Source organism: Bacillus sp. NP157 (assembly GCA_018889975.1).
Lineage (GTDB): Bacteria > Pseudomonadota > Gammaproteobacteria > Xanthomonadales > Rhodanobacteraceae > Luteibacter.
Genome location: CP076546.1, coordinates 2,753,081 through 2,773,593, shown reverse-complemented (window position 1 = coordinate 2,773,593; position 20,513 = coordinate 2,753,081). Strand labels below are relative to the sequence as shown.

At 68.1% G+C, this 20,513-nt stretch carries 16 protein-coding genes; 8 read left to right on the top strand and 8 right to left on the bottom strand.

Annotation, left to right across the window (positions count from 1 at the left end; genetic code table 11):
* Position 1 precedes the first annotated feature (1 nt).
* The 3 genes from KPL74_12800 (at position 2) to KPL74_12790 (ending at position 8,013) form a co-directional block, all read left to right on the top strand.
* Positions 2-2,431: a GH92 family glycosyl hydrolase gene (locus tag KPL74_12800; GenBank protein ID QWT18618.1), complete on the top strand. Its 2,430-nt coding sequence runs from the start codon at positions 2-4 to the stop codon at positions 2,429-2,431.
* Between the two features lie 198 nt (positions 2,432-2,629).
* The gene (locus KPL74_12795; GenBank protein QWT18617.1) at positions 2,630-7,483 is read left to right on the top strand and encodes an autotransporter domain-containing protein; all 4,854 of its coding nucleotides are present in this window, start codon (positions 2,630-2,632) and stop codon (positions 7,481-7,483) included.
* Positions 7,484-7,587: 104 nt separating this feature from the next.
* Positions 7,588-8,013 carry a hypothetical protein gene (locus KPL74_12790; GenBank protein QWT18616.1) on the top strand — a complete coding sequence of 142 codons (426 nt, stop codon included), beginning with the start codon at positions 7,588-7,590 and terminating at the stop codon, positions 8,011-8,013.
* Here the strand turns inward: KPL74_12790 and KPL74_12785 are convergent.
* Entirely contained in the window at positions 7,997-8,233 is a 237-nt protein-coding gene (locus KPL74_12785) for a hypothetical protein (protein ID QWT18615.1), read from the bottom strand. The two genes, KPL74_12790 and KPL74_12785, sit on opposite strands and share 17 nt — an antisense overlap.
* Positions 8,234-8,376: 143 nt before the next feature.
* Between KPL74_12785 and KPL74_12780 the strand changes: the two genes are divergently transcribed.
* Positions 8,377-9,279 carry a PAS domain-containing protein gene (locus tag KPL74_12780; protein ID QWT18614.1) on the top strand — a complete coding sequence of 301 codons (903 nt, stop codon included), beginning with the start codon at positions 8,377-8,379 and terminating at the stop codon, positions 9,277-9,279.
* Between the two features lie 154 nt (positions 9,280-9,433).
* Positions 9,434-10,648: a hypothetical protein gene (locus tag KPL74_12775; GenBank protein QWT18613.1), complete on the top strand. Its 1,215-nt coding sequence runs from the start codon at positions 9,434-9,436 to the stop codon at positions 10,646-10,648.
* A gap of 3 nt (positions 10,649-10,651) precedes the next feature.
* On the opposite strand, the gene KPL74_12770 is transcribed toward KPL74_12775, so the two are convergent.
* Both KPL74_12770 and cfa read right to left on the bottom strand, forming a co-directional pair.
* Entirely contained in the window at positions 10,652-12,091 is a 1,440-nt protein-coding gene (locus tag KPL74_12770; GenBank protein QWT18612.1) for an MFS transporter, read from the bottom strand.
* Positions 12,092-12,127: 36 nt separating this feature from the next.
* A complete protein-coding gene (gene cfa / locus KPL74_12765) occupies positions 12,128-13,252 on the bottom strand; it encodes a cyclopropane fatty acyl phospholipid synthase (protein ID QWT18611.1) in 1,125 nt (374 codons plus the stop codon).
* Positions 13,253-13,409: 157 nt separating this feature from the next.
* On the opposite strand from cfa, the gene KPL74_12760 reads away from it, so the two are divergent.
* A complete protein-coding gene (locus KPL74_12760; protein QWT18610.1) occupies positions 13,410-14,678 on the top strand; it encodes a multidrug effflux MFS transporter in 1,269 nt (422 codons plus the stop codon).
* A gap of 829 nt (positions 14,679-15,507) precedes the next feature.
* On the opposite strand, the gene KPL74_12755 is transcribed toward KPL74_12760, so the two are convergent.
* Genes KPL74_12755 through KPL74_12735 form a run of 5 tightly spaced genes read right to left on the bottom strand, consistent with a single transcriptional unit; the run spans position 15,508 to position 18,454 of the window.
* A complete protein-coding gene (locus KPL74_12755; protein QWT18609.1) occupies positions 15,508-15,987 on the bottom strand; it encodes a hypothetical protein in 480 nt (159 codons plus the stop codon).
* Positions 15,984-16,250 carry a cell division topological specificity factor MinE gene (gene minE / locus KPL74_12750; GenBank protein QWT18608.1) on the bottom strand — a complete coding sequence of 89 codons (267 nt, stop codon included), beginning with the start codon at positions 16,248-16,250 and terminating at the stop codon, positions 15,984-15,986. Before minE ends, KPL74_12755 begins: the two co-directional genes overlap by 4 nt.
* 2 nt (positions 16,251-16,252) lie before the next feature.
* Entirely contained in the window at positions 16,253-17,065 is an 813-nt protein-coding gene (minD, locus tag KPL74_12745; protein QWT18607.1) for a septum site-determining protein MinD, read from the bottom strand.
* 34 nt (positions 17,066-17,099) lie between these two features.
* Positions 17,100-17,861 carry a septum site-determining protein MinC gene (gene minC / locus KPL74_12740; GenBank protein ID QWT18606.1) on the bottom strand — a complete coding sequence of 254 codons (762 nt, stop codon included), beginning with the start codon at positions 17,859-17,861 and terminating at the stop codon, positions 17,100-17,102.
* Positions 17,858-18,454 (bottom strand): GNAT family N-acetyltransferase, encoded by a 597-nt coding sequence (locus tag KPL74_12735; GenBank protein QWT18605.1) that lies wholly within the window; start codon positions 18,452-18,454, stop codon positions 17,858-17,860. Before KPL74_12735 ends, minC begins: the two co-directional genes overlap by 4 nt.
* Before the next feature lie 150 nt (positions 18,455-18,604).
* Between KPL74_12735 and KPL74_12730 the strand changes: the two genes are divergently transcribed.
* Positions 18,605-19,867, top strand: a complete 1,263-nt coding sequence (locus tag KPL74_12730) for a sensor histidine kinase (protein QWT18604.1) — start codon at positions 18,605-18,607, stop codon at positions 19,865-19,867.
* The gene (locus tag KPL74_12725; GenBank protein QWT18603.1) at positions 19,864-20,505 is read left to right on the top strand and encodes a response regulator transcription factor; all 642 of its coding nucleotides are present in this window, start codon (positions 19,864-19,866) and stop codon (positions 20,503-20,505) included. The genes KPL74_12730 and KPL74_12725 overlap by 4 nt, the downstream gene beginning before the upstream one ends.
* Positions 20,506-20,513 lie beyond the last annotated feature (8 nt).

The window sequence follows — 20,513 nt, the reverse complement described above, 5'->3', positions numbered from 1 at the left end:
CATGGTCACACGTCGACGTTTCCTGCAGGGCATGGCCGCCGCCTCGGCACTCGGTCCGCTCGGTTCCCTCACCGCGCTGGCCAGTGGCGTCAAGCACGGCCTCGAAGCGCCATCCGCGGGCGGCGGCACCGCCCCGGATGGCGTCCTGGGCTACGTCGACGTTTTTGTCGGTACCGGCGGCCACGGTCACACCTATCCCGGTGCGACCCGGCCGTTCGGCATGGTCCAGCTCAGCCCCGATACCTACAACGCCGAGTGGGACGGTTCGTCCGGCTACCACCAGGGCGATGGTTCGATCATGGGCTTCTCGCATACCCACCTCTCGGGCACCGGCGCGGCCGACATGCTCGACTTCCTGGTGATGCCGTCGATGGGCCCCGTGCTGCTGCAGCCGGGCGATCGCGACTACGACGGTGTGAACTACGTTTCGCGCTTCGACGCGAAGAAGGCCAGCGGCGAGAAGGCCCCGAAGGGCTACAAGACCGGCGTGAAGGGCTACCGCTCGCATTACACCGGCGAGCAGGCGCATCCGGGCTACTACCGGGTGAAGCTGACCCAGCACGACATCCTCGCCGAACTCACCGCCACGCTGCGTGCCGGCATCCATCGCTACACGTTCGGCAAGGCCGGCGACGCCCACCTGCTGCTCGACCTCGCGCACGGCTACCAGGACAACCCGAAGGAGCCGTGCCGCGTCACCGATGCCGAGCTGCGCATCGTCGGCGACGACACCATCGTCGGTGGCCGCCGCGTGTGGCAGTGGGCCTCGGGTCGCGTCATCTACTTCGCGATGAAGCTGTCGCGCCCGGCCTCGTCGATCACGCTGTACGACGAGGACAAGGCGCTGCCGGCGGGCACGAAGGAAGCGAAGGGCAACCACCTCAAGGCGGCCGTGCACATCGACAAGGCCAGCAGCGAGCCGCTGCTGGTGAAGGTGGGCATCTCCGGCGTCGACATCGATGGCGCGATGCGCAACCTCGATGGCGAGATCGCCGCGTGGGACTTCGACGGTGTGCGCGCCGCGGCCGAGCACGAGTGGGCGGGCGAGCTGTCGAAGATCCAGATGGATAGCAGCTCGGACAAGATCAAGCGCACCTTCTACAGCTCGCTGTACCACACGATGCTGGCGCCTACCGTGTTCAGCGACATCGACGGCCGTTACCGCGGCATGGACAAGGCCGTGCACACGCTGCCGGAAGGCCGGCACAACTACAGCACCTATTCGCTGTGGGACACCTACCGCGCGGCACACCCGCTGTACACGCTGTACCAGCCGGACCGCGTGCCCGACCTCGTCGACGGCATCGTCCGCCTTGCGGTGGAAAGCCCGAGCGGTGCGCCGGTGTGGCCGCTGCAGGGCATCGAAACGGTCTGCATGATCGGTTACCACTCGGCCGTGGTCGTCGCCGAAGCGCAGGCCAAGGGCTTCACTGGCATCGATTACCAGAAGGGCTGGCCGGTGTTCCGCCGCCGCGCGATGCAGGACGATTACTTCGGCCTGGGTTACTACCGCAAGCTCGGCTTCATCCCCAGCGACAAGGAAGGCGAGGCGGTCAGCAAGACGCTGGAATACGCCTACGACGACTGGGCAGTGGCGAGCATGGCCGAGCACCTGGGCCACGCCGACGAGGCGAAGGTGCTGCGCGAGCGTTCGCGCAACTACCGCAACGTGTTCGACAAGGACACCCTGTTCATGCGCCCGAAGGGCGAGGACGGGCAGTGGCTGCAGCCGTTCGACCCGATCGCCATCGGCCATTCGAAGAAGTGGCGCGACTTCACCGAATCGAATGCGTGGCAGGCCACCTTCCTCAACCAGCACGACCTCTATCGCTACATGGACCTGTTCGGTGGCGTCGACGGTTTCGAGAAGAAGCTGGACGCGTTGTTCAACGCCAACCCGACGCTGCCCGACAATGCTCCGCCGGACATCGCCGGCATGGTCGGCCAGTGCGCGTTCGGCAACGAGCCGTGCCACCACATGCCGTACCTGTATGCGTACACCGGATCGCACCACAAGACGGCCGCCAAGGTCCGCCTGATGCTCGACACGATGTACCTGCCGCAGCCGGATGGCCTGCCGGGCAATGAAGACTGCGGGCAGATGAGCGCGTGGTACGTGATGAGCGCGATGGGGCTTTACGCCGTGGACCCGGTCAGCACGAACTACGTGTTCGGCAGCCCGATCGTCGACCGCGCCCAGGTCCAGGTCGGTGGCGGCAAGGTGCTCACGATCGAGACCCAGGGCAACGGTGACGGCAAGCCTTACATCCAGTCGGTGACCTGGAACGGCCAGCCGTGGACGAAGAGCTGGATCAGCCACAAGGACATCACCGCCGGCGGCACGCTGGTCTTCGCGATGGGTGCCACCCCGAACGAAGCCTACGGCAAGGCCCCGGAAGACCGCCCCCCGTCCTTCGGGGCCCCCCTGTAGGAGCGCGCCCGCGCGCGACCGACCCACCGAGGCCCGACAAAGCCCCGCCGGCGAGGCACCGCCCGCCAGCGGGGGCACGACAAAGCCTCACCCAGCGGGGCGATGACAACGCCCCGCTGCCGGGTGTAACGTCGGCGCCGGAACCGTCAGGGAGGCGCGGATCGCCCCGCCACGGATGACGGACAGGGGACAACCAGGATGAACCGTTCGACCACGCGCCTTTGCGCGCGGCGCGCGCTTGCCGCCGCCATCGCCGTCGCCATCGCCTTGCCGGCCAGCGCCCTCGCCACCGCCGCGCTACCCACCGGCCCCGTCGCCTCGACCGGCAACCCCACCTTCGTTTTCGATGGCGACAGCCTGGTCATGAACCAGCCGGACGCTGCCGCCGAGGTGGACTGGACCTCGTTCTCGATCGGCCCGGGTGGCAGCGTGGTGTTCAACGTCCCGGCGGGCGGCACCAGCGTGCACCACGACCTCAGCGGCCAGGCATCGCTGCTCGACGGCACCTGGCAAGGAAGTGGCGACGTCACTCTCGAAAACAGCCAGGCGATCCTGCTGGGTGGCAGCTACGGCGCGCCCGGCGGCACGCTGCGCCTGCATGCCGGCCAGGGCCTTGGCATCGCGCCCGACGCCGCCATCGACGTGCACGCCACGGGAGCGGCACAGGGTGGCGATGTGTGGCTGCAAAGCGACGCCTACCTGGAAGTGGCCGGCCGTGTCGACGTCAGCGCGGCCACGCCCGCGCTTGCCGGCACGCTCCACGTCACCGCGGGAGGCCCCCTCTCGACCCTCGACGTGGTCGACAGCGTCACGCCGCACCTGCTGGCGGACGGCACGCACGACGCATCCAACGCGGATTCGCAGATCGCCGGATCGACGCTATCCGCCGCGGGCGGCACGCTCGACATCCGCAGCGGCGGCGCCCTATGGGTGAAGGGCAGCGTGAATGCCGCGGCGGACGCAAGCTTCGCCGCGCACGACGTGTTGTGGGTCCAGGCACCGCTTGCCGCCGTCGGCAACATCGCCCTGTCGTCCGATCGCTCGGTCAATACGGGCAGCGCCGGGTCACTGTCCACGAGCGGCGACATCAGCCTCGCCGGCCAGTCGATCCAGGCACAGGGCGCGATCAACGCCGACCGCCTGTCGTTGCACGCGACCGACGTGGCGGGTGCCTTCTTCGGACCCGGTGGGGTCGTCGCCAACACGGTGACGGGCGACGTGCAGGGTCCGCTGGGCTTCAGTGGCGGCAACAACCATATCGGCAGCTTCGACCACCTCAGCGCGGGCGACTTCTTCCTCAACAATGCGCAGGACAGCCACCTCGGCAACGTCGTGCTCAGTGGACGCCTGTTCCTCGACAGCGCCGACCACGACGTGGATGCGACGGCGGCCGGCAACGTGTTCGGAAACATCGGTGGACGCGTGCGTGACCTGTCGGTTGCCTCGACGGCCGCCATCACCCTCGGCCAGCTGACCGCGCGCAACGTCACGGCGACATCGGCCGACCTTGTCACCCTGGGCAGCAACCTCGTCGTCAACGGCGATCTTTCGGTCACGGCCGGCGCGGGCGTGGGCATGGATCTGGTGAGCGGCGTGACGGTGGGCGGCGACCTCACGATCGACGCCGGTGCCAGCACGATCAACCTTGCCCCGGGATCCACCGAGTACGCCCTGCAGTCGAACAGCGTGGGCGGCACGGTGAACCTCAAGGGTGACATCGTGTCCTACGCCGCCGCGCCCGTGGCGACGCGCCTGGGCACGATCACCACTACCTCGTTCCTCGGCCTGTGGGGCCGCGGCGATTTCGCCGCATGGGGTTACACCGTGCTCGGCGATGTCGTGTCGCTCACCACCGAGGTCCACGACAGCCAGCTCACCATCGGCGATGGCGGCACGCACGGCTCGATGTCGGGCAACCTGTGGTCCGACGGCAGCGTGTTTTTCAATCGCAGCGATCGCACCGTCTTCGCGGGCGACATCTCGGGCTCGGGCCGCGTGACGCAGTCGGGCAAGGGCACGCTAGTGTTGGATGGACACGGTAGCAATGAGCTTGGCGTGCGCGTGGCGCGTGGCACGTTGCTGGTGGGCGACGCGGCGCATGGTACGGCGCTGCAGGACGGCCCGGTATCGGTGGGAGCATATGCGACGCTGGGCGGCAGTGGCCGCATCGCGGGCGCGGTCAGCGTCGAATCGTTCGGCAATCTCGCCCCAGGCGACGGCATCGGCACGCTACGCGTCGGCTCGTTGCTGATGCAGGACCAGAGCCAGCTGCAGCTCGACGTCGGCGCGCCTGGCGCGAACTTCGCCACGCCGGGGCACGCCGATGCGGTGCAGGTGGACGGCGACGTCCGCTTCGAAGGCGACGTCGCGCTCTCGGTAACCAACGCCGGCAACATGGGCGCCGGCCTTTACCGCATCCTCTCCTGGGGCGGCCAGCTCGACGAATCGGCGGGCCAGCTCTACCTGGCCGCGCAGCCGGCCGGCACGCAGATGTGGCTGGCGACCGACCTTGCCAACAAACGCATGGACCTCTACGACACCCAGGGCTTGACGCTGCAGTTCTGGAACGCGAACGGACTTGCCCACGGCGCCGTCCACGGCGGCGGGTCGGGTACGTGGACCAACATATCGCCGACCTGGACGGATGCCCAGGGCACCGTCACGCTCGGCATGTCACCCAACCCGGGCTTCGCCATCTTCGCCGGTGCGCCGGGGACGGTCACCGTCGATGCCTCGCAGTACGCCGGCATCATCACCCAGGGCATGCAGTTCGCGAGCGACGGCTACGTGGTCAAGGGTGATCCGTTGATGTTCGACCTCGCTGGACCGGGGAGCACGACGATCCGCGTGGGCGACGGTAGTGCCGCGGGGCGATCGATGACCGCCACGATCGAAAGCCAGTTGCAGGGCTATGGCAGCCTGGTCAAGGCGGACGAGGGCACCCTCGTGCTCACCGCGGCGAATACGTACACCGGGCCGACGATGGTGACCGGCGGTACGCTGGCCGTCGCCGACGATGCCGCCCTTGGGCAAGCGGGCACCGACCTGTACCTGGTCAACGGCGGCGCGTTGCGCGTGGATGGGACGACCTACCAGGGCACGCGGCGCCATATCTTCTTCACCCTGGACGGCCAGCCAGGACCGGGTGGCGGCATCGATGTCAGCGATCCATCGAACACCTTCACGCTGGACACCGACAACGTCACCGGCACGGGTTTGCCGCTGGCCAAGGGCGGCGACGGCACGCTGGCGATCGTCGGCCAGCAGGGATGGCACGGTCCGCTGACGGTAAGCGCGGGCACGGTGCGCGGGGACGCCCTGACGATCGAGGGCGACATCCACGACGACGCAACCGTGGTGTTTGACCAGGCCTTCAACCGCAACACCCTGGGCGCCACCTCGGGCTCGGGCCTGTTCGTGAAAACCGGCAACGGCATCCTCGGTTTCGACGGGCAGAGCGGCTTCACCGGCGTGACCCAGGTGCAGGCCGGTGGACTGGAAGTCGGCAGCTTTACGCCCGGCAGTGGCCCGACGGGCGCGCTCGGCGGCGATGTCCAGGTGGCGGCCGGTGCCCGTCTTTCCGGTGCGGGCACGGTGCTCGGCAACGTGGCGACGCACGGTTACATCGTCCCCGGATTCCAGATGGCATACGCGTTGCCGGGCACGCTGACCGTGAAGGGCAACGTCGATTTCGCCAGCGACAGCACGCTGATGATCAGCGGCACCGACAGCAGTGCCAGCCGGCTCGCCGTGGGTGGCCATGTCAGCATCGCCCAGGGCGCGCGCCTCGTCGTCGATGCGCAGGCCGCCGCATGGGTCGCCGGGCAGAAGTACGACGTGCTCACCGCTGCCGGCGGCGTTACCGGCACCTTCGCCTCGATCAACGGCAACTTCGCCTTCCTCAACCTGCTGGTGGCTTACAGCGATACCGGCAGCATCAGCTTCATCCTGCAACGCAATGCCGCCGCCCTCGAAGAGGCGGCCGCCACGCCGAACCAGCGGGCCGTGGCCGTGGCCGCCGGCGCGCTGGGCGCGGGCCACGCCGTCTACGATCGCCTCGTCACCCTGGATGCGGTCGCGGCGCGCAGCGCTTTCAACTCGCTGTCGGGCGAAGTGCATGCCGCGGCGAAGGGCGTGGTGATGGATAGCCAGCGCCAGGTACGCGATGCGGTGAACCGCCACCTGCTCGATGGCGACCTGCCGGGAAGCGGGCGGGCCGATGACGGCCATGTATCGACCTGGCTCAGCGTGCTCGGCCGCGAAGCCGACTACGACGGTAATGCCAATGCCGCGAAGGTCGACGCCAGCGGCAGCGGCGTCCTGCTCGGCGCGGACCTGGCCGTCGGTGACGACGGTCGCGTCGGCGCCTTGTTGGGACATGCGCAGGAGCACGTGCACGAACGCGGCGCCGGTGGCTCGGCGGATGTCCGCAGCAACCACTTCGGCCTGTACGGTGACCTGCGGATGGACCGCGTGCGCCTCTCGGGCGGCGTGGTGCAGGCACACCACGGCATCGACACCCGTCGGGACGTCGACCTCGGCGCGGATTCCGCACGCACTTATGCGAGCCGCGATGCCAACACCACCCAGGGCTTCGTCGAGCTAGGTTACGCACCGGCGTCGGGGCAGTACTTCAGCGCCGAACCGTTCGTGCAGGCGGCCATGGTCCACTGGGACGGCGACAGGGCGACCGAGCGCGGCGGGCTGGGCGCGCTGGTCGTGGGTAGCGACGATGCCAGGGCCACCACCGGCCGGCTCGGTGCCCACCTGGGTTCCGGCATCGACGACGGCGGCATGTATAGCCTGCAGGCGACCGTGGCGTGGCAACGCGCCTGGGGCGACACCACCCCGCAGGCACGCATGCGGCTCGCCGAAGGCGGGCCCGCGTTCACGGTATCCGGAGCGCCGCTTGCGCGCAGCGCCGGCATCCTGGAGGCCGGCATGGTCGTGCGACTGGCGCCGACGCTGCGCCTCGATGCCAGCTACACCGGGCAGTTCGCGGGCAGGGCATCCGACCACGGCGGGCGGCTTTCGCTCAACATGACCTTCTGAGCCTCGCTCCGGAAACGGTTACCCGTTTTCCGTTCACGGCGGGTAGACCCGCCGCCGGACAACCTTCCCTTGCCGGGTGCGCCGGCCAGGGGAGGGGGAACGTCATGTCTTACGCAGGTCGCATGTATCGTCGCATGTTCACGCCGGGCCTCCTGGCCATGGGCGTCGGCGCGCTGGCCGCGGCCGCGATGAAGGCCGTCCAGGAAGTCCCGGGCGAACTGGGTACCCTTTCCCTCTACTCGAACCTGCCCGGCTGGCTCCTTGCCGCGGGCGTTTCCGCGGGCCTCGCCATCACCGGCATGCAGGCGCTGCGGGTGCGCCTGTGGGAGCGTGGCGCGCTGGCGTCGTGTTACGTCTGCGGGTGCCTGCTTGCGCCGGCGCGGATGCGCCGCGGCGGACTTGGCCGGGTCAAGCCCTGCCTGGGATGCGGCAAGCTGCACGGGGTGAACCACCAGCTGGCGCCCCGCCTGGTACCGCTGCAGGTGGCCGTGGTGGATACCCCGTCGGTACGCGTCAGGAGCGTACGTTAGTCACGGTCAGGCGGTGGCCGACGCGCTCCAGCAGGGCGCGCAGGGCTTCCGCGTCGTCGATGCCTACCCCTTCCTCCAGCGACAGCCACAGGGTGTCGCCGGACAGCCCGTGGATCTTTTCGTTGAAGACGATCTCGATGGCGGCCTTGCCGTTCGGGTGGACCACGGATACTTCGAAATTGCGTGCCTGCACGGCCTGGATCCCCTGACTGCGAAACATTTGCGAGGCGTTAGTTTAGCCGCGCCGCGCAGAAAAAGTCGTGACGCGGGCGGCCGCCCCGGCATCCCGGGATGCCCCGGCTAAAGACCGGTGGGCCCCGTGCCGATAAGCTAGCTCGATACGAAGACAGGGCGGGTGCGTCGATGGGCATGTTCAGTTGGGGTGGGCGCGATGCCCGCCAGGCGCAGTCGACGCTGGCGGCGCTGGGACGGCGCCTTGCCGTCGTGGAACTGGCCGCCGACGGGACGTTGCGCTCGGCCAACGAGGCGTTCCTCTCAGTGCTGGGCGGCCAGGCCAACGCCGTGGTCGGCCAGCCGTTCAACGCGATCTTCCAGGTCGACGACGGCGAGCATCTGTGGCGTGCGCTGGGGCGGGGAGAAGAGGTGGCCGACCTGGTCCACGTCACCAGCCCGGGCCACGAAGGGTGGCTGCATGCGGTCTACGTGCCGCGCATGGCGCGCGGCAAGCTGGCGTCGGTCGCCGTCTACGGCGCCGACGTCACCGCCGAGCGCCGCCGTGCCGCAGGCGTCGCCAGCCGCCAGCATGGTACCGACGAGGTCCAGGCCGTCGTGGAATTCTCGGTCGACGGCATGATCCTCGCCGCCAACCCGGCGTTCCTCCAGGTGATGGGGTATCGGCTGGACGAACTGCTCGGCAAGCACCACAGCATCTTCGTCGACGAAGCCGAAAGCCGCTCGGATGCCTACATCGGCTTCTGGCGCCGGCTGCGCTCGGGCCTGCACGATGCCGGCCTCTACCGTCGCCTTGGCAAGGGCGAATGCGCCGTCTGGATCCAGGCCACGTACAACCCTATCTTCGATGCCGATGGGCGGCCCGTGAAAATCGTGACCTACGCGACGGCCATGAGCGCCGAGGCGATGCATGCGCCCGTGGAAGCGGCCGTGCCGGTCGCGGCGGGTCCCGGCCACAACGTGGCCGGCGTGCTCGACATGCTCGACAGCGCGGCACACCGCGCGAACGCCCTCTCGATGGATGCCGCGATCGACGCCGCCCTGGCCGAGCAGCGCGGTTTCGAAGGCGCCTGAGCTTTCCCGATCCTTTCGCCTGGCATGACCGGATAGGCACGCCGGGACGGCGAAACGCATAGGCCATCCGGCTGGCTATCGCTGCGCGGCGCGGCGGGGTCCCATGGGCGTGCAAGAGCCGCCAGTGGGGCGGCTCCCTCTGGCAGGGGTCTCCATGGACAGCGTTGAAGCGGGCCGCTTGCCGGCCATCGTGATGGGGCGTGGCCCCACTGCGATAGGTATCCTGCGCAGCCTGGCGATCGCTGGCATACCGGCCTACGTCGCCTGTCCGGCCGACGACATCGCCGCATACTCACGCTGGTATCGGCCCACCCCCGGCACGCCCTGGGATGGCCGGCCTGGCGCGCAGGCACTGGATGCGTTGCGTGCGATGCCGCTGGAACGGGCGGTGATCATCCCCGGCGCCGACGACGCGGCGCTGTGGCTGGCCGGCTTGCCGCACAGCGACCTTGGCGACCGTTTCCTCGCCAGCACGTCCACGCGCACGGCGCAGGCGCTGTTGCAGGACAAGTCCGTGTTCGCCGGTTATGTGGCGGCTGCGCACATCCCGCACCCGCGCACCTACCGGCTGGCGACGCTGGCCGACGTCGCGGCGGTGCCGATGCAGCAACTCGATCGGGTGTTCATCAAACCGGTGAATTCCCAGCGTTTCAGCGACGTGGTCGGCGCCAAGGGCGTGTGGGTCGCCTCGCCCGAGGCGCTACGCGATACGTGGGCGCGGTTCCATGCGCAGGGTTTCTCGGTGATGGCGCAAGAGTACGTGCCGGGCCCGGCGACCGAGCACTTCTTCGTCGATGGTTTCCGCGATGCCGGCGGTGGCTATCCCGGATTGTTCGCGCGACGGCGCATGCGGATGTCGCCCGCCGATTTCGGCAACAGTTCGTGCTCGCGCGCCATCCCACTGGATAGCGTGCCGGAAGCGGTGCGCAGCGTGCGCCGCGTGCTCGACGGCGTGGATTACCGCGGCATCTTCAGCGCCGAGTTCAAGCGTGACCCACGCGACGGCCAGTACCGCATCCTCGAAGTGAACACGCGTGCGTGGACATACGTGGAATTCGCCGCGCGCCAGGGCGTCAACGTCTGCGACATGGCATGGCGCGATGCGCAGGGCCTACCCGTGCCGCGGGCCGCGCGTGACTATCCGGTGGGCCGGCTATGCGTCGACCTTTACCATGACCTTGCCAGCATGCGTCGCCCTGGCGGTCGCGGTGATGCATCGATCGCGACGATGCTGGCGCAGTGGATGCGCGCCGATCTGCACGTGTTCCGCATGGACGACCCGCGGCCTGCCTTGCACGCGGTGGGTGGGATGCTGCGTAAACGTTTCGGGCCCGCGCCTGCGCCTGCCCTGCCGTCGTCATTGGCCTGATCGTTACGGGCTGGCCCCGTCGACGTGGCCGAGCGGGGCCGCGATGTCCTCCAGCGAACGGCGCTCGGCAGCCACGCCGAACAGCCATGCGGCAGCGGCACCGACCAGCATCAGGGCAGCGCCGAGCGCGTAGCCCCAGCCGATTGCGTCGCGGCCACCGGTGCCGATCAGCGTGCCAAATAGCCATGGGCCAGCCACGCCGCCGAGTGCGGTGCCGAACGCGTAGAACAACGCGATCGCCAGTGCCCGCAATTCGAGCGGGAAGCTTTCGCTCACCGTGAGATAGGCCGAGCTGGCGGCGGCCGAGGCGAAGAAGAACACGACGCTCCACGCGATCGTCTGCGAGCGCGCGTCGAGCACGCCGTGGACGAACAGCCATGCGGTGGCGAAGAGAAGCAGGCCGGACAGGGCGTAGGTGAAGGTGATCATCGGCCGCCGGCCGACCGTGTCGAAGAGGCGCCCGAGCAGGAGCGGTCCGAGGAAATTGCCCGCGGCGAAGGGCAGCAGGTAGAGGCCGACGCTGGCATCGGCCACGCCGTAGAAGCGGCCGAGCACGAGCGCGTAGGTGAAGAAGATCGCGTTATAGAAAAACGCCTGCGTCGCCATCAATACCAGGCCGAGCACGGTCCGCTTCGGATAATCGCGGAACAGCGTACGGCCGACGTCGCCGAGGCTGAGTGCGTGCGGGCGCAGGCGCAGCCGCGGCAGGGGTGTGTCCGGCGGCGGCACGCCCAGGCGCTGCTCGATCGTCGCCACCACCGCCTCGGCTTCCGCGATCCGGCCGTGCAGCATCAGCCAGCGCGGGCTTTCCGGGATCCATCGGCGCAGCAGCAGGATGCCCAGGCCGAGCACGGCACCGATGCCGAAGCTGAGCCGCCAGCCCAGTTCCGCCGGGAACCAGCCGGTGTCGAGCAAGCCGACGGCGGCAAGTGCGCCCACGGCGGCACCCAGCCAGAAGCTGCCGTTGATGACCAGGTCGGTGTGCCCGCGGTAGCGCGCGGGGATGAGCTCCTGGATGGCGGAATTGATCGCGGCGTATTCGCCGCCGATGCCGGCGCCGGTGAGCATGCGGCACAGTACGAAGACGGCGAAGTTCGGCGACAACGCCGTGAGCGCCGTGGCGGTGAGGTAGAGCCCCAGGGTCAGGGTGAACAGCTTCTTGCGGCCGAGGCGGTCGGTCAGCCAGCCGAAGAACAGCGCCCCGAGCACGGCGCCAACCAGGTACAGGCTGCCGGCGAGGCCCACCTGCATATCGGTCAGGTGCAGGACCGGGCTGGACTTGAGCGCACCCGCGATCGAGCCGGTGATGGTGACCTCGAGGCCATCGAGCACCCAGGTGATGCCGAGCGCCACGACCACCAGCGTATGGAACCGACCCCAGCCCAGGCGGTCGAGTCGGGCGGGGACGTCGGTCTCGACGATGGCGTCGCGCGAGGCAGTCATGCCCGGACCGTACGGGCCGGGAGGTCGTCGTTTTGTCTAGCGCGGCACGCGAAGGCCACCGGCGACGCCGTGCGGCGACAGGGTGAGCTGCCACAGCTGGTCGCGCCGGCTGCGGAAAATGCCGGCCGAGCAGCCCAGGTAATAACGCCACATCCGCCGGAAGCGTTCGTCGTAGCGCGCGGACAACTGCGGCCACGCGCTTTCGAAGTTGGCCAGCCAGGCCATCAGCGTGCGGTCGTAGTCGGGACCGAAGTTATGCCAGTCCTCCACCACGAACAGGTCTTCCAGCGCCTCGGCCACCTGTGCCATCGCCGGGATCATCGAGTTGGGGAAGATGTATTTGTCGATCCATGGGTCCGGCCGGCCCGGGCCGCCATTGCTGCCGATGCTGTGCAGCAGGACGAGGCCGTCGGGGCGGACGCAGCGCCGCGCCACCTCGAACCACGTGCGGTAGTTCTTGCCGCCCACGTGTTCGAACATGCCGACGGATAGGACAGCATCGAAGCGCTCGTCGAGCTCGCGGTAATCCTGCAGGCGGATCTCGATGGGCAGGCCGCGGCAAAGTTCGCGGGCATATTCCGCCTGCTCCTTCGAGATCGTGACGCCCACCCCGCTGACCCCGTAGCGCTCGGCGGCGAACTTCAACGCCTCGCCCCAGCCACAGCCGATGTCGAGGATCCGCTGGCCGGGGGTGAGCCCAAGCTTCCGGCAGATGAGGTCGAGCTTGGCTTCCTGCGCGTCGTCGAGGTTCCACGCGTTGGCCCAGTAGCCGCAGGAGTAGACCATACGCTTGCCGAGCATCGCTTCGAACAGGTCGTTGCCCAGGTCGTAATGCTGGCGACCCACGTCCCACGCATGCTCGCCGCGCTGCATGTTGAGGAAACGCGCGCGGAAGTGGGCGAGCAACGTATCCAGCGAGCGTAGCGATTCGTCGACGTGGGAAGCGAGGACGCGGGCCATGAAGCCGGGCAGGTCGGGGCAGTCCCACCAGCCGTCCATGAAGGATTCGCCGAGGCCGAGCGAGCCGTGCGCGAAAACGCGGGGGTAGGTGCGCTCGTCGAGCACCGATATGTCGACGGGCCGGTGCCCGTTGATCGTGATGCCGGCCTGTGCGAGCAGGCCCTGTGCGCGTGCCTTCAACGAAGCGATGTCGTGGCTCATGGGTGAGGTTCCAGGTGACCCTCTCGCCGCCCCGCGCGGCGTAGCGCTGCACGTCTTCTGCCCTTACTCCGACTCCCCTGCGCCCCGATTATGTAAGCAGGGTGGCCGGGACTTCCAGCTATACTCGAAGCTTCCCATCGGTACAGATTGAAGGTCCATGACCTCCGCGACCCGCGACCCGCGGCGCCACCTCCCCCTGTTGCTTGCGGCCCTGAGCATGATCGGGCCGTTCTCCATCGATGCCATCTTCCCGGGCTTCCCCGACATCGGTCGGGAGTTCGGCGTAGGCGAAGTGGCCTTGCAGCAGTTGCTCAGCGTGTACCTGCTGGCGTATGCGGTGATGAGCCTTTTCCATGGCGCCATTTCCGATGCCTACGGCCGCAAGCCGGTCATCGTGGTGGCCATGGGTATCTATGCGCTGGCCTCGATGGGTGCCGCGCTGGCGCCGGGCTTTGGCTTCCTGCTCGGCTGCCGCGTGGTCCAGGGGCTTTCGGGCGGTGCCGGCATCGTGGTGGGCCGCGCGATCGTGCGCGACACCCTGCACGGGCAGGATGCGCAGCGGATGATGTCGAAGGTGATGATGATCTTCGGCATCGCCCCGGCCATCGCCCCGATCGTCGGCGCATGGCTGCTGGGCATCGATGGCTGGCGCGGGATCTTCTGGGCGCTTACGGCATTCACGGTGCTGCTGGTAGCGGCGATCGTGCGCTTCCTGGTCGAGTCGCATCCGCTTGAAAAGCGCACGGTGTTCCGGCCGCGTCCTTTGCTGCGCGGGTATCTCGACATCGCGCGCGACCTGCCGTTCTGGCCGCTGGCCATTTCCAGCTCGGTGAACTTCGCCGGCTTGTTCCTGTACATCGCGTCGGCGCCGCACCTGATCCGCGACGTGCTGCACCTGGGTGCGGATGGGTTTCCGTGGCTTTTCGTTCCGACGGTGACCGGCATGGTCACCGGTGCATTTATCTCCGGTCGCGTGGCGGGGCGGGTAAGCGCAGCGCGGACGGTCGGCTGGGGTTACGCGGCGATGCTACTGAGTTGCGCGTTGAGCCTGGGGTTTGCCGTGGGCCTGGATGCGCCGCGGGTGCCGTGGTCGACCTTGCCGCTGGCGCTTTACGGTTGTGGCGTGCAGCTGGCTTTCCCGACGCTGACCATCCTGTTGCTGGATCGTTTTCCGAACCAGCGTGGCGGGGTGTCGTCGGTGCAGGCGTTCGGTAGCCTGATCACGACGGCGTTCATCGCAGGTGTGTTGTCGCCGGCGTTGTCGGACAGCATGCTGCACCTGGCCCTGGGCGCGTCGTCGCTATGCGGCCTGGGCCTGCTGGCGTGGATCTGGTACGGCAGCATCGAGCGCCGCCGCCTCGCCCGCAGCATGGCGGCCGCCACCACCGATGTCCCCAGCCAGGTCGAACGCAACGAACCCATGTAGGAGCGCGCCTGCGCGCGATTGGCCACACATCGTCGTCTCAACCCGCGTCTGCGCAGCGCTCGAACCTGGCCGCAGAAGAGCCCTCGGTGCCTACCCTCGCTGCTCAGACAGGTCCTCCGCGCTCGATAAGGTTGGCCGCAGCCGCGGCCCATGTATTTGATTAGCCTACGGCCGCTCGCTTGTGCGGAACTCGCCTCGAGGGTAGGCACCGAGGGCTCTCCTCATCCTTGCCGCGAGCTGGTTTGGACAGCCGCGGCACCGGCCGGCGGCTCGTGTAGGAGCGCGCCTGCGCGCGAACAGCCAACAGCGCGGTGATGCAGGAACGTGAGTCATCGCCTCGCCGAAGGCCTTCGAACCACGTCGAAGACGTACGTTGGCTTCCTCGCTTCCATGACCCACGAACCACGATGTCGTCGGGTGAACCGCTGGCGTGCATCAGCGCCTGGCCTCATTCGCCTGATGCCATGCTGAGGGTTCGCGCGCAGGCGTGCTCCTACAAGAGCTGGCGTGGCGCCATGGGTGCCATTGCCGTGCTGTCCAATCCAGTTCGCGACACGGATGAAGACAGCCCTCGGTGCCTACCCTCGAGGCGAGTTCGTGGCGGCGAGGGGGCTGGGCGGAAGAAGCCCGTAAGGGGGCCGGCCACGATGGCCGGCCGTTCTTGTTGAGGCAGGATGCCGAATCAAGAACCTCCGCCCGGCACCCGGTGCGCGGCCGTAGGCCAATAAGAAGATGGGCTGCGGAGCAGCCCCTCCCTGTCGCACGCCAGAACGCTGTCTGAGCAGCGAGGGTAGGCGCCGAGGGCTGTCCTGCGACGACGCCCGAGCGATCAGCTGACCGGCAGCGCCCGTGCCATCAGGAACGCACGCGCTTCCGGCGCATCCTGTTCGAACCACGCACGCGTGGAACCGAGGCGGTAGGTGTAGCCCCAGCGGTCCATGTCTTCCATCAATCGCGCCGAGCCTACCGATGGCAGGTGCCCGGCCAAGACGATCTGCAGGTAGCAGGTCGCATCTTCTTCCTCGACGGAATCGGTGGCGTCCGTGTGCACGAGCGCACGCTTGTCCTCGGGGAGGACAAGGAGATGGCAGGCTTCGTGGAGGAGCGAGTGCACCGGGGTGTCGGCTCGGGCGTAGACCGTGGTGCCAATGATGCCGGCTTCGGTGTCGCCCCAGTAACTGCCGGGGATGGGCTCGCCGTCGGCGACGGCAACCAGCGCCAGGCCGTGGCGGGCGAGCAGGGTGCGTGGTTCGTCGAAGCCGATGTCGCCGACGCGGAGTACCGCGTCGGCGGGATCGGGCAGGCTCATGCCGAGGCGGGCTTGCCGTCCGGCAGCGCGACGGAGAGTTCAAGCACCTCGTGGCCGGCGTCACGCTCGAGGTTGATGTTCACGGCCTCGACGTCGACGTTCACGTACTTGCGGATCACTTCCAGCAGTTCGTTGCGCAGCAACGGCAGGTAGTCGGGGCCGCCACGGGTCGAACGCTCCTGGGCGACGATGATGCGCAGGCGTTCCTTGGCCACGCCGGCACTCGGCTCGGGCTTGCGCTTCAGGAAATCGAGGATACCCATGCTTAGCCTCCGAACACGCGCTTGAGGAAGCCCTTCTTCACCGGCTCGATGAAACGCAGCGGACGTTCGGCGCCGAGGATGCGGGCGACCGTGTCCCGGTAAGCCTGGCCTGCGTTGGAATTGTCATCGAGGATGACGGGCACGCCGGCGTTGGAGGCCGCGAGGACGTTCTCCGATTCCGGGATAACGCCCACGACGGAGATGCCGAGGATGTCCTCGACGTCTTTCACGCTCAGCATTTCGCCGGCTTCGACGCGGTTCGGGTTGTAACGGGTGAGCAACAGGTGCTGCTTGATCGGCGCCTCGCCCTTTTCGGCGCGACGGGTCTTGCTGGAAAGCAGGCCGAGGATGCGATCGGAGTCGCGCACCGAGGAAACCTCGGGGTTGACGACGACGACGGCGTGGTCGGCGAAGTACATGGCCAGGTGCGCACCCTTCTCAATACCGGCGGGCGAATCGCAGACCACGAAGTCGAAGTTCTCCTTGGTCAGCTCTTCGAGCACCTTCTCGACGCCTTCCTGGGTCAGGGCGTCCTTGTCGCGCGTCTGCGACGCGGCGAGCACGAACAGGTTTTCGTGGCGCTTGTCCTTGATCAGCGCCTGCTTGAGCGTGGCTTCGCCGTGCACGACGTTGACGAAGTCGTACACCACGCGCCGCTCGCAGCCCATGATCAGGTCGAGGTTGCGCAAGCCCACGTCGAAGTCGATGACCGCGACCTTCTTCCCTTCGATGGCGAGGCCGGTGGCGAGGGAGGCACTGGTGGTGGTCTTGCCGACTCCGCCCTTGCCGGAGGTGACGACGATGATTTCTGTCAAGTGATGTCTCCGCAAAAACAGGTTGGGACCGGCGTCAGAGGCGCGCGATCATGAGTTTTCCATTATCGAGCCAGCATTGCACGGCCTGGCCCTCGAATTCTTTCGGCATGTCTTCGAACACGCGGTAATGCCCGGCGATCGCGACCAGTTCGGCGCGGAAGTCGGAGCAGAAGATGCGTGCCGTCTCATCGCCCTGTGCGCCGGCCATCGCGCGGCCGCGCAGGCTGCCGTACACGTGGATCGAGCCGTCGGCGATGACTTCCGCGCCATTGGCGACCGCTGCCGCGACGACCAGGTCGCGTTCGCGGGCGTAGACCTGCTGGCCCGAGCGCACGGCGCTGCCGGTGTGGTGCTGCGCGGTGATCGTCGCGCCGGTGTCTGCGACCGGTGCCGCGGCGAGGGCGGAGCGTGCCGGTGCCGGCGCCGACGGCGGCACGGGATCGCCCTGGCCCGGCTCGTACTGGGCGCGGAACTTGGCGATCAGCGGCAGGTTCATCCGCTCGGCCAGTTCTTCGGTTTCGCTGGTGCCGTAGGCAATGCCCACCGGCATCATGCCGGCGCTGCGGATGGCTTCGAGCAGGGCATCGACCATGCCGTCGTCCGGCAGCTTCGGCAGGTGCGAAAGATCCAGCACCACCGCGGCCCGGGTGAACATCTGCGGTGCCGAACGCACGCGGCGCTCCAGCTCTTCGACCAGCGCGGCCGCATCGACGCGGCGGATCCGCACGCAGGCGATGCCGACCTGGCCAAAGCGCAGGTCGCAGGCGGCTTCAAGCGTCTCGGCGCGGGCGCTCATGCGGCCACCCCGGCGGAATCGCCCGGGCGGACGCGATCGGCGAGCCACGCCACGGCTGGCAGGCCGTCCTGCTCGAGATAGCGCTCGCGCACGAACGGGAAACTGGGAAGCTCGCGGGCGAGCAGGCTCACCTTCGGACCTTCGTGGCCCATCTTCTGCTGGCCCACTTCCTGGAAACCCATGGTGCCGTGGAACAGCACGGTCTGGTCGTTACGGGGTTCAAGGAAAACTTCGCAGGTCAGGAGCGGCACGCGTACCTCGGCATAACTTTGCACGTCACAGTAAAAAATCCGGCCCAGGCCATGCCCGCGGTAATCGCGTTCGATCACGATGCGGTCGATATACACGAACGACTCGTAATGGGCCTGGAACCAGCGGAAATTCGGGCTCAGGTAGTCGGCGTCCTGGCGCATGGCGATCAGGAAGCCAACGATGCGTCCATCCTGCTCGGCGACGCGGAAGTAGTGGGCGATCTCGTACAGATGGCGCAATCGAGCGCGGTCCGTGGCGAGGATACCCGTGCCCGCTTCATTATTGAGCGCCAGCACGGCATCCAGGTCGTGCTCACGCACGTCGCGGATGGCAAGGGCCATTTGTTGCTCCGTAAGGGGTGGCCGCCGGGGCCGGTTACGGCCGGGATTATGGCACGGGAGCGGCGCCGTGAGTCGGCGCGTTCCCGAGGCGCGGCGCCCCTGCCATCGGTAACCTACGACCGGCACCATGCGCCGCCGTATGATCCCCTCATGTCGAAAGTCCAGTTCAACCACGTTCGCTTGCTGCGCTACGCCACGTACTTCGTGTTCCTGTGCGTAGGCCTGCCGCTGTCCCTGCAGCGGGCGGGTAGCCAGGTGGGGCAGATCCCGGACATGGCCCTGCTGGCCTGGACCGGCTGTTACCTGGTGTTCGGCCTGGTCTACTGGCTGCTCACCCGCAGCCTGGGCTCGCCGGTGGACGGCCCGACCCGGGTGACGGTGCTGGTGATCCTCACCGGTACGGCGCTGGCCATCGGCGTGCTGAGCAAGAGCGGCCTTGCCGCGCTGCTGCTGGTCATCGTCGCCGCCGTGGTGCCGTGGCTGGTAAGCCTGCCGGTCGGCATGGGCTGGATGGTGGTGGCGCATGTGGCGCTGGTACCGGTGCTCATGCAACTGCCGGGCTTCGGCCTGATCCTCTCGATCATGCAGGCCTGCCTCTACTTCGGCTTCTCCGCGCTGATGTTCATCACCTCGATGGTGGCCAGCCAGCAGGCCTCCGAGCGCGAAGAGCTGCGTCGGCTCAATTCCGAACTGCGCGCGACCCGCGCCCTGCTGGCCGAGTCAACCCGCATCGCCGAGCGGATGCGGATCGCCCGCGACCTGCACGATCTCGTCGGCCATCACCTGACCGCGCTCACGCTGAACCTCGAGGTGGCGAGCCACCTCACCAACGACAAGGCGCGCGAGCACGTGGTCAAGGCGCAGACCACCGCCAAGCAGCTGCTGGCCGATGTCCGCGAAGTGGTGAGCGAGCTGCGCCAGGACGACGCCATCGACCTGACCCAGGCCCTGCGCAGCCTGACCGAGGGCGTGCCAGGCCTCGCCGTACACCTTTCCATTCCGCCGCGCTTCGGCGTCGAAGATCCGCGCCGCGCACAGATGCTGCTGCGCTGCGTCCAGGAAATCCTTACCAATACGGTGCGCCACGCGAATGCGCGGCACCTGTGGCTCACCTTCCGCCATACCGGCCCCGACGAACTCTGCCTGGACGCGCGCGACGACGGCCGCGGCAGCGGTGCCGACGCCTTCCGCCCGGGCAATGGCCTCACCGGCATGCGCGAGCGGCTGGCCGAATTTGGTGGCACAGTGACCTTTCGTAACGACCCGCAGGGCGGTTTCGCGCTCGCCGCGCGCTTGCCGCTGGGCGAGGCACAGGCCCTGGCCCATGCCCCGGCGCGGACCGTGCTGGGCACGGATAGCCCCCTGCCGCCCACCCATGCCACCATCCCCGTTCCATCCGAGGACCCCTCATGATCTCCGTTTGCCTTGTAGATGATCAGAACCTGGTCCGCCAGGGCATCCGCTCCCTGCTGGACCTCGCCGGGGATATCCGGGTGATCGCCGAGTGCGCCGATGGTGCCCAGGCGGTGCAGACCATCCCCCAGATCCGCCCGGACGTGGTCTTGCTGGACCTGCGCATGCCGAACATGAGCGGCCTGGAAGTGCTGCAGGCCCTGGGCGGCAGGAACGAGCTGCCGCCGACCATCATCCTGACCACCTTCGACGACGACCAGTTGGTGCTCTCCGGCCTGAAGGCTGGCGCCCGCGGCTACCTGCTCAAGGACGTGTCGCTCGACCAGCTGGTCGAAGCGGTGCGGACCGTGGCGGCGGGCGGCTCGCTGGTCGCGCCGATGGTCACCCAGCGCCTGCTGGCGGGCGTGGGCCGGATCCAGAACCAGTTTTCCAGCCTGGAGCAGCCCGATCCGCTCACCGAGCGTGAAACCGAGATCCTCCGCCTCTTGTCGGGCGGCTACAGCAATAAGGAAATCGCCAATTCCCTGCGCGTGGCCGAGGGCACGGTGAAAAACCACGTTTCCAACATCCTTTCCAAGCTGGGCGTCCGCGACCGCACCCGTGCCGTGCTGAAGGCGCTGGAGCTGGGGATCGTCTGAGGCGAGCC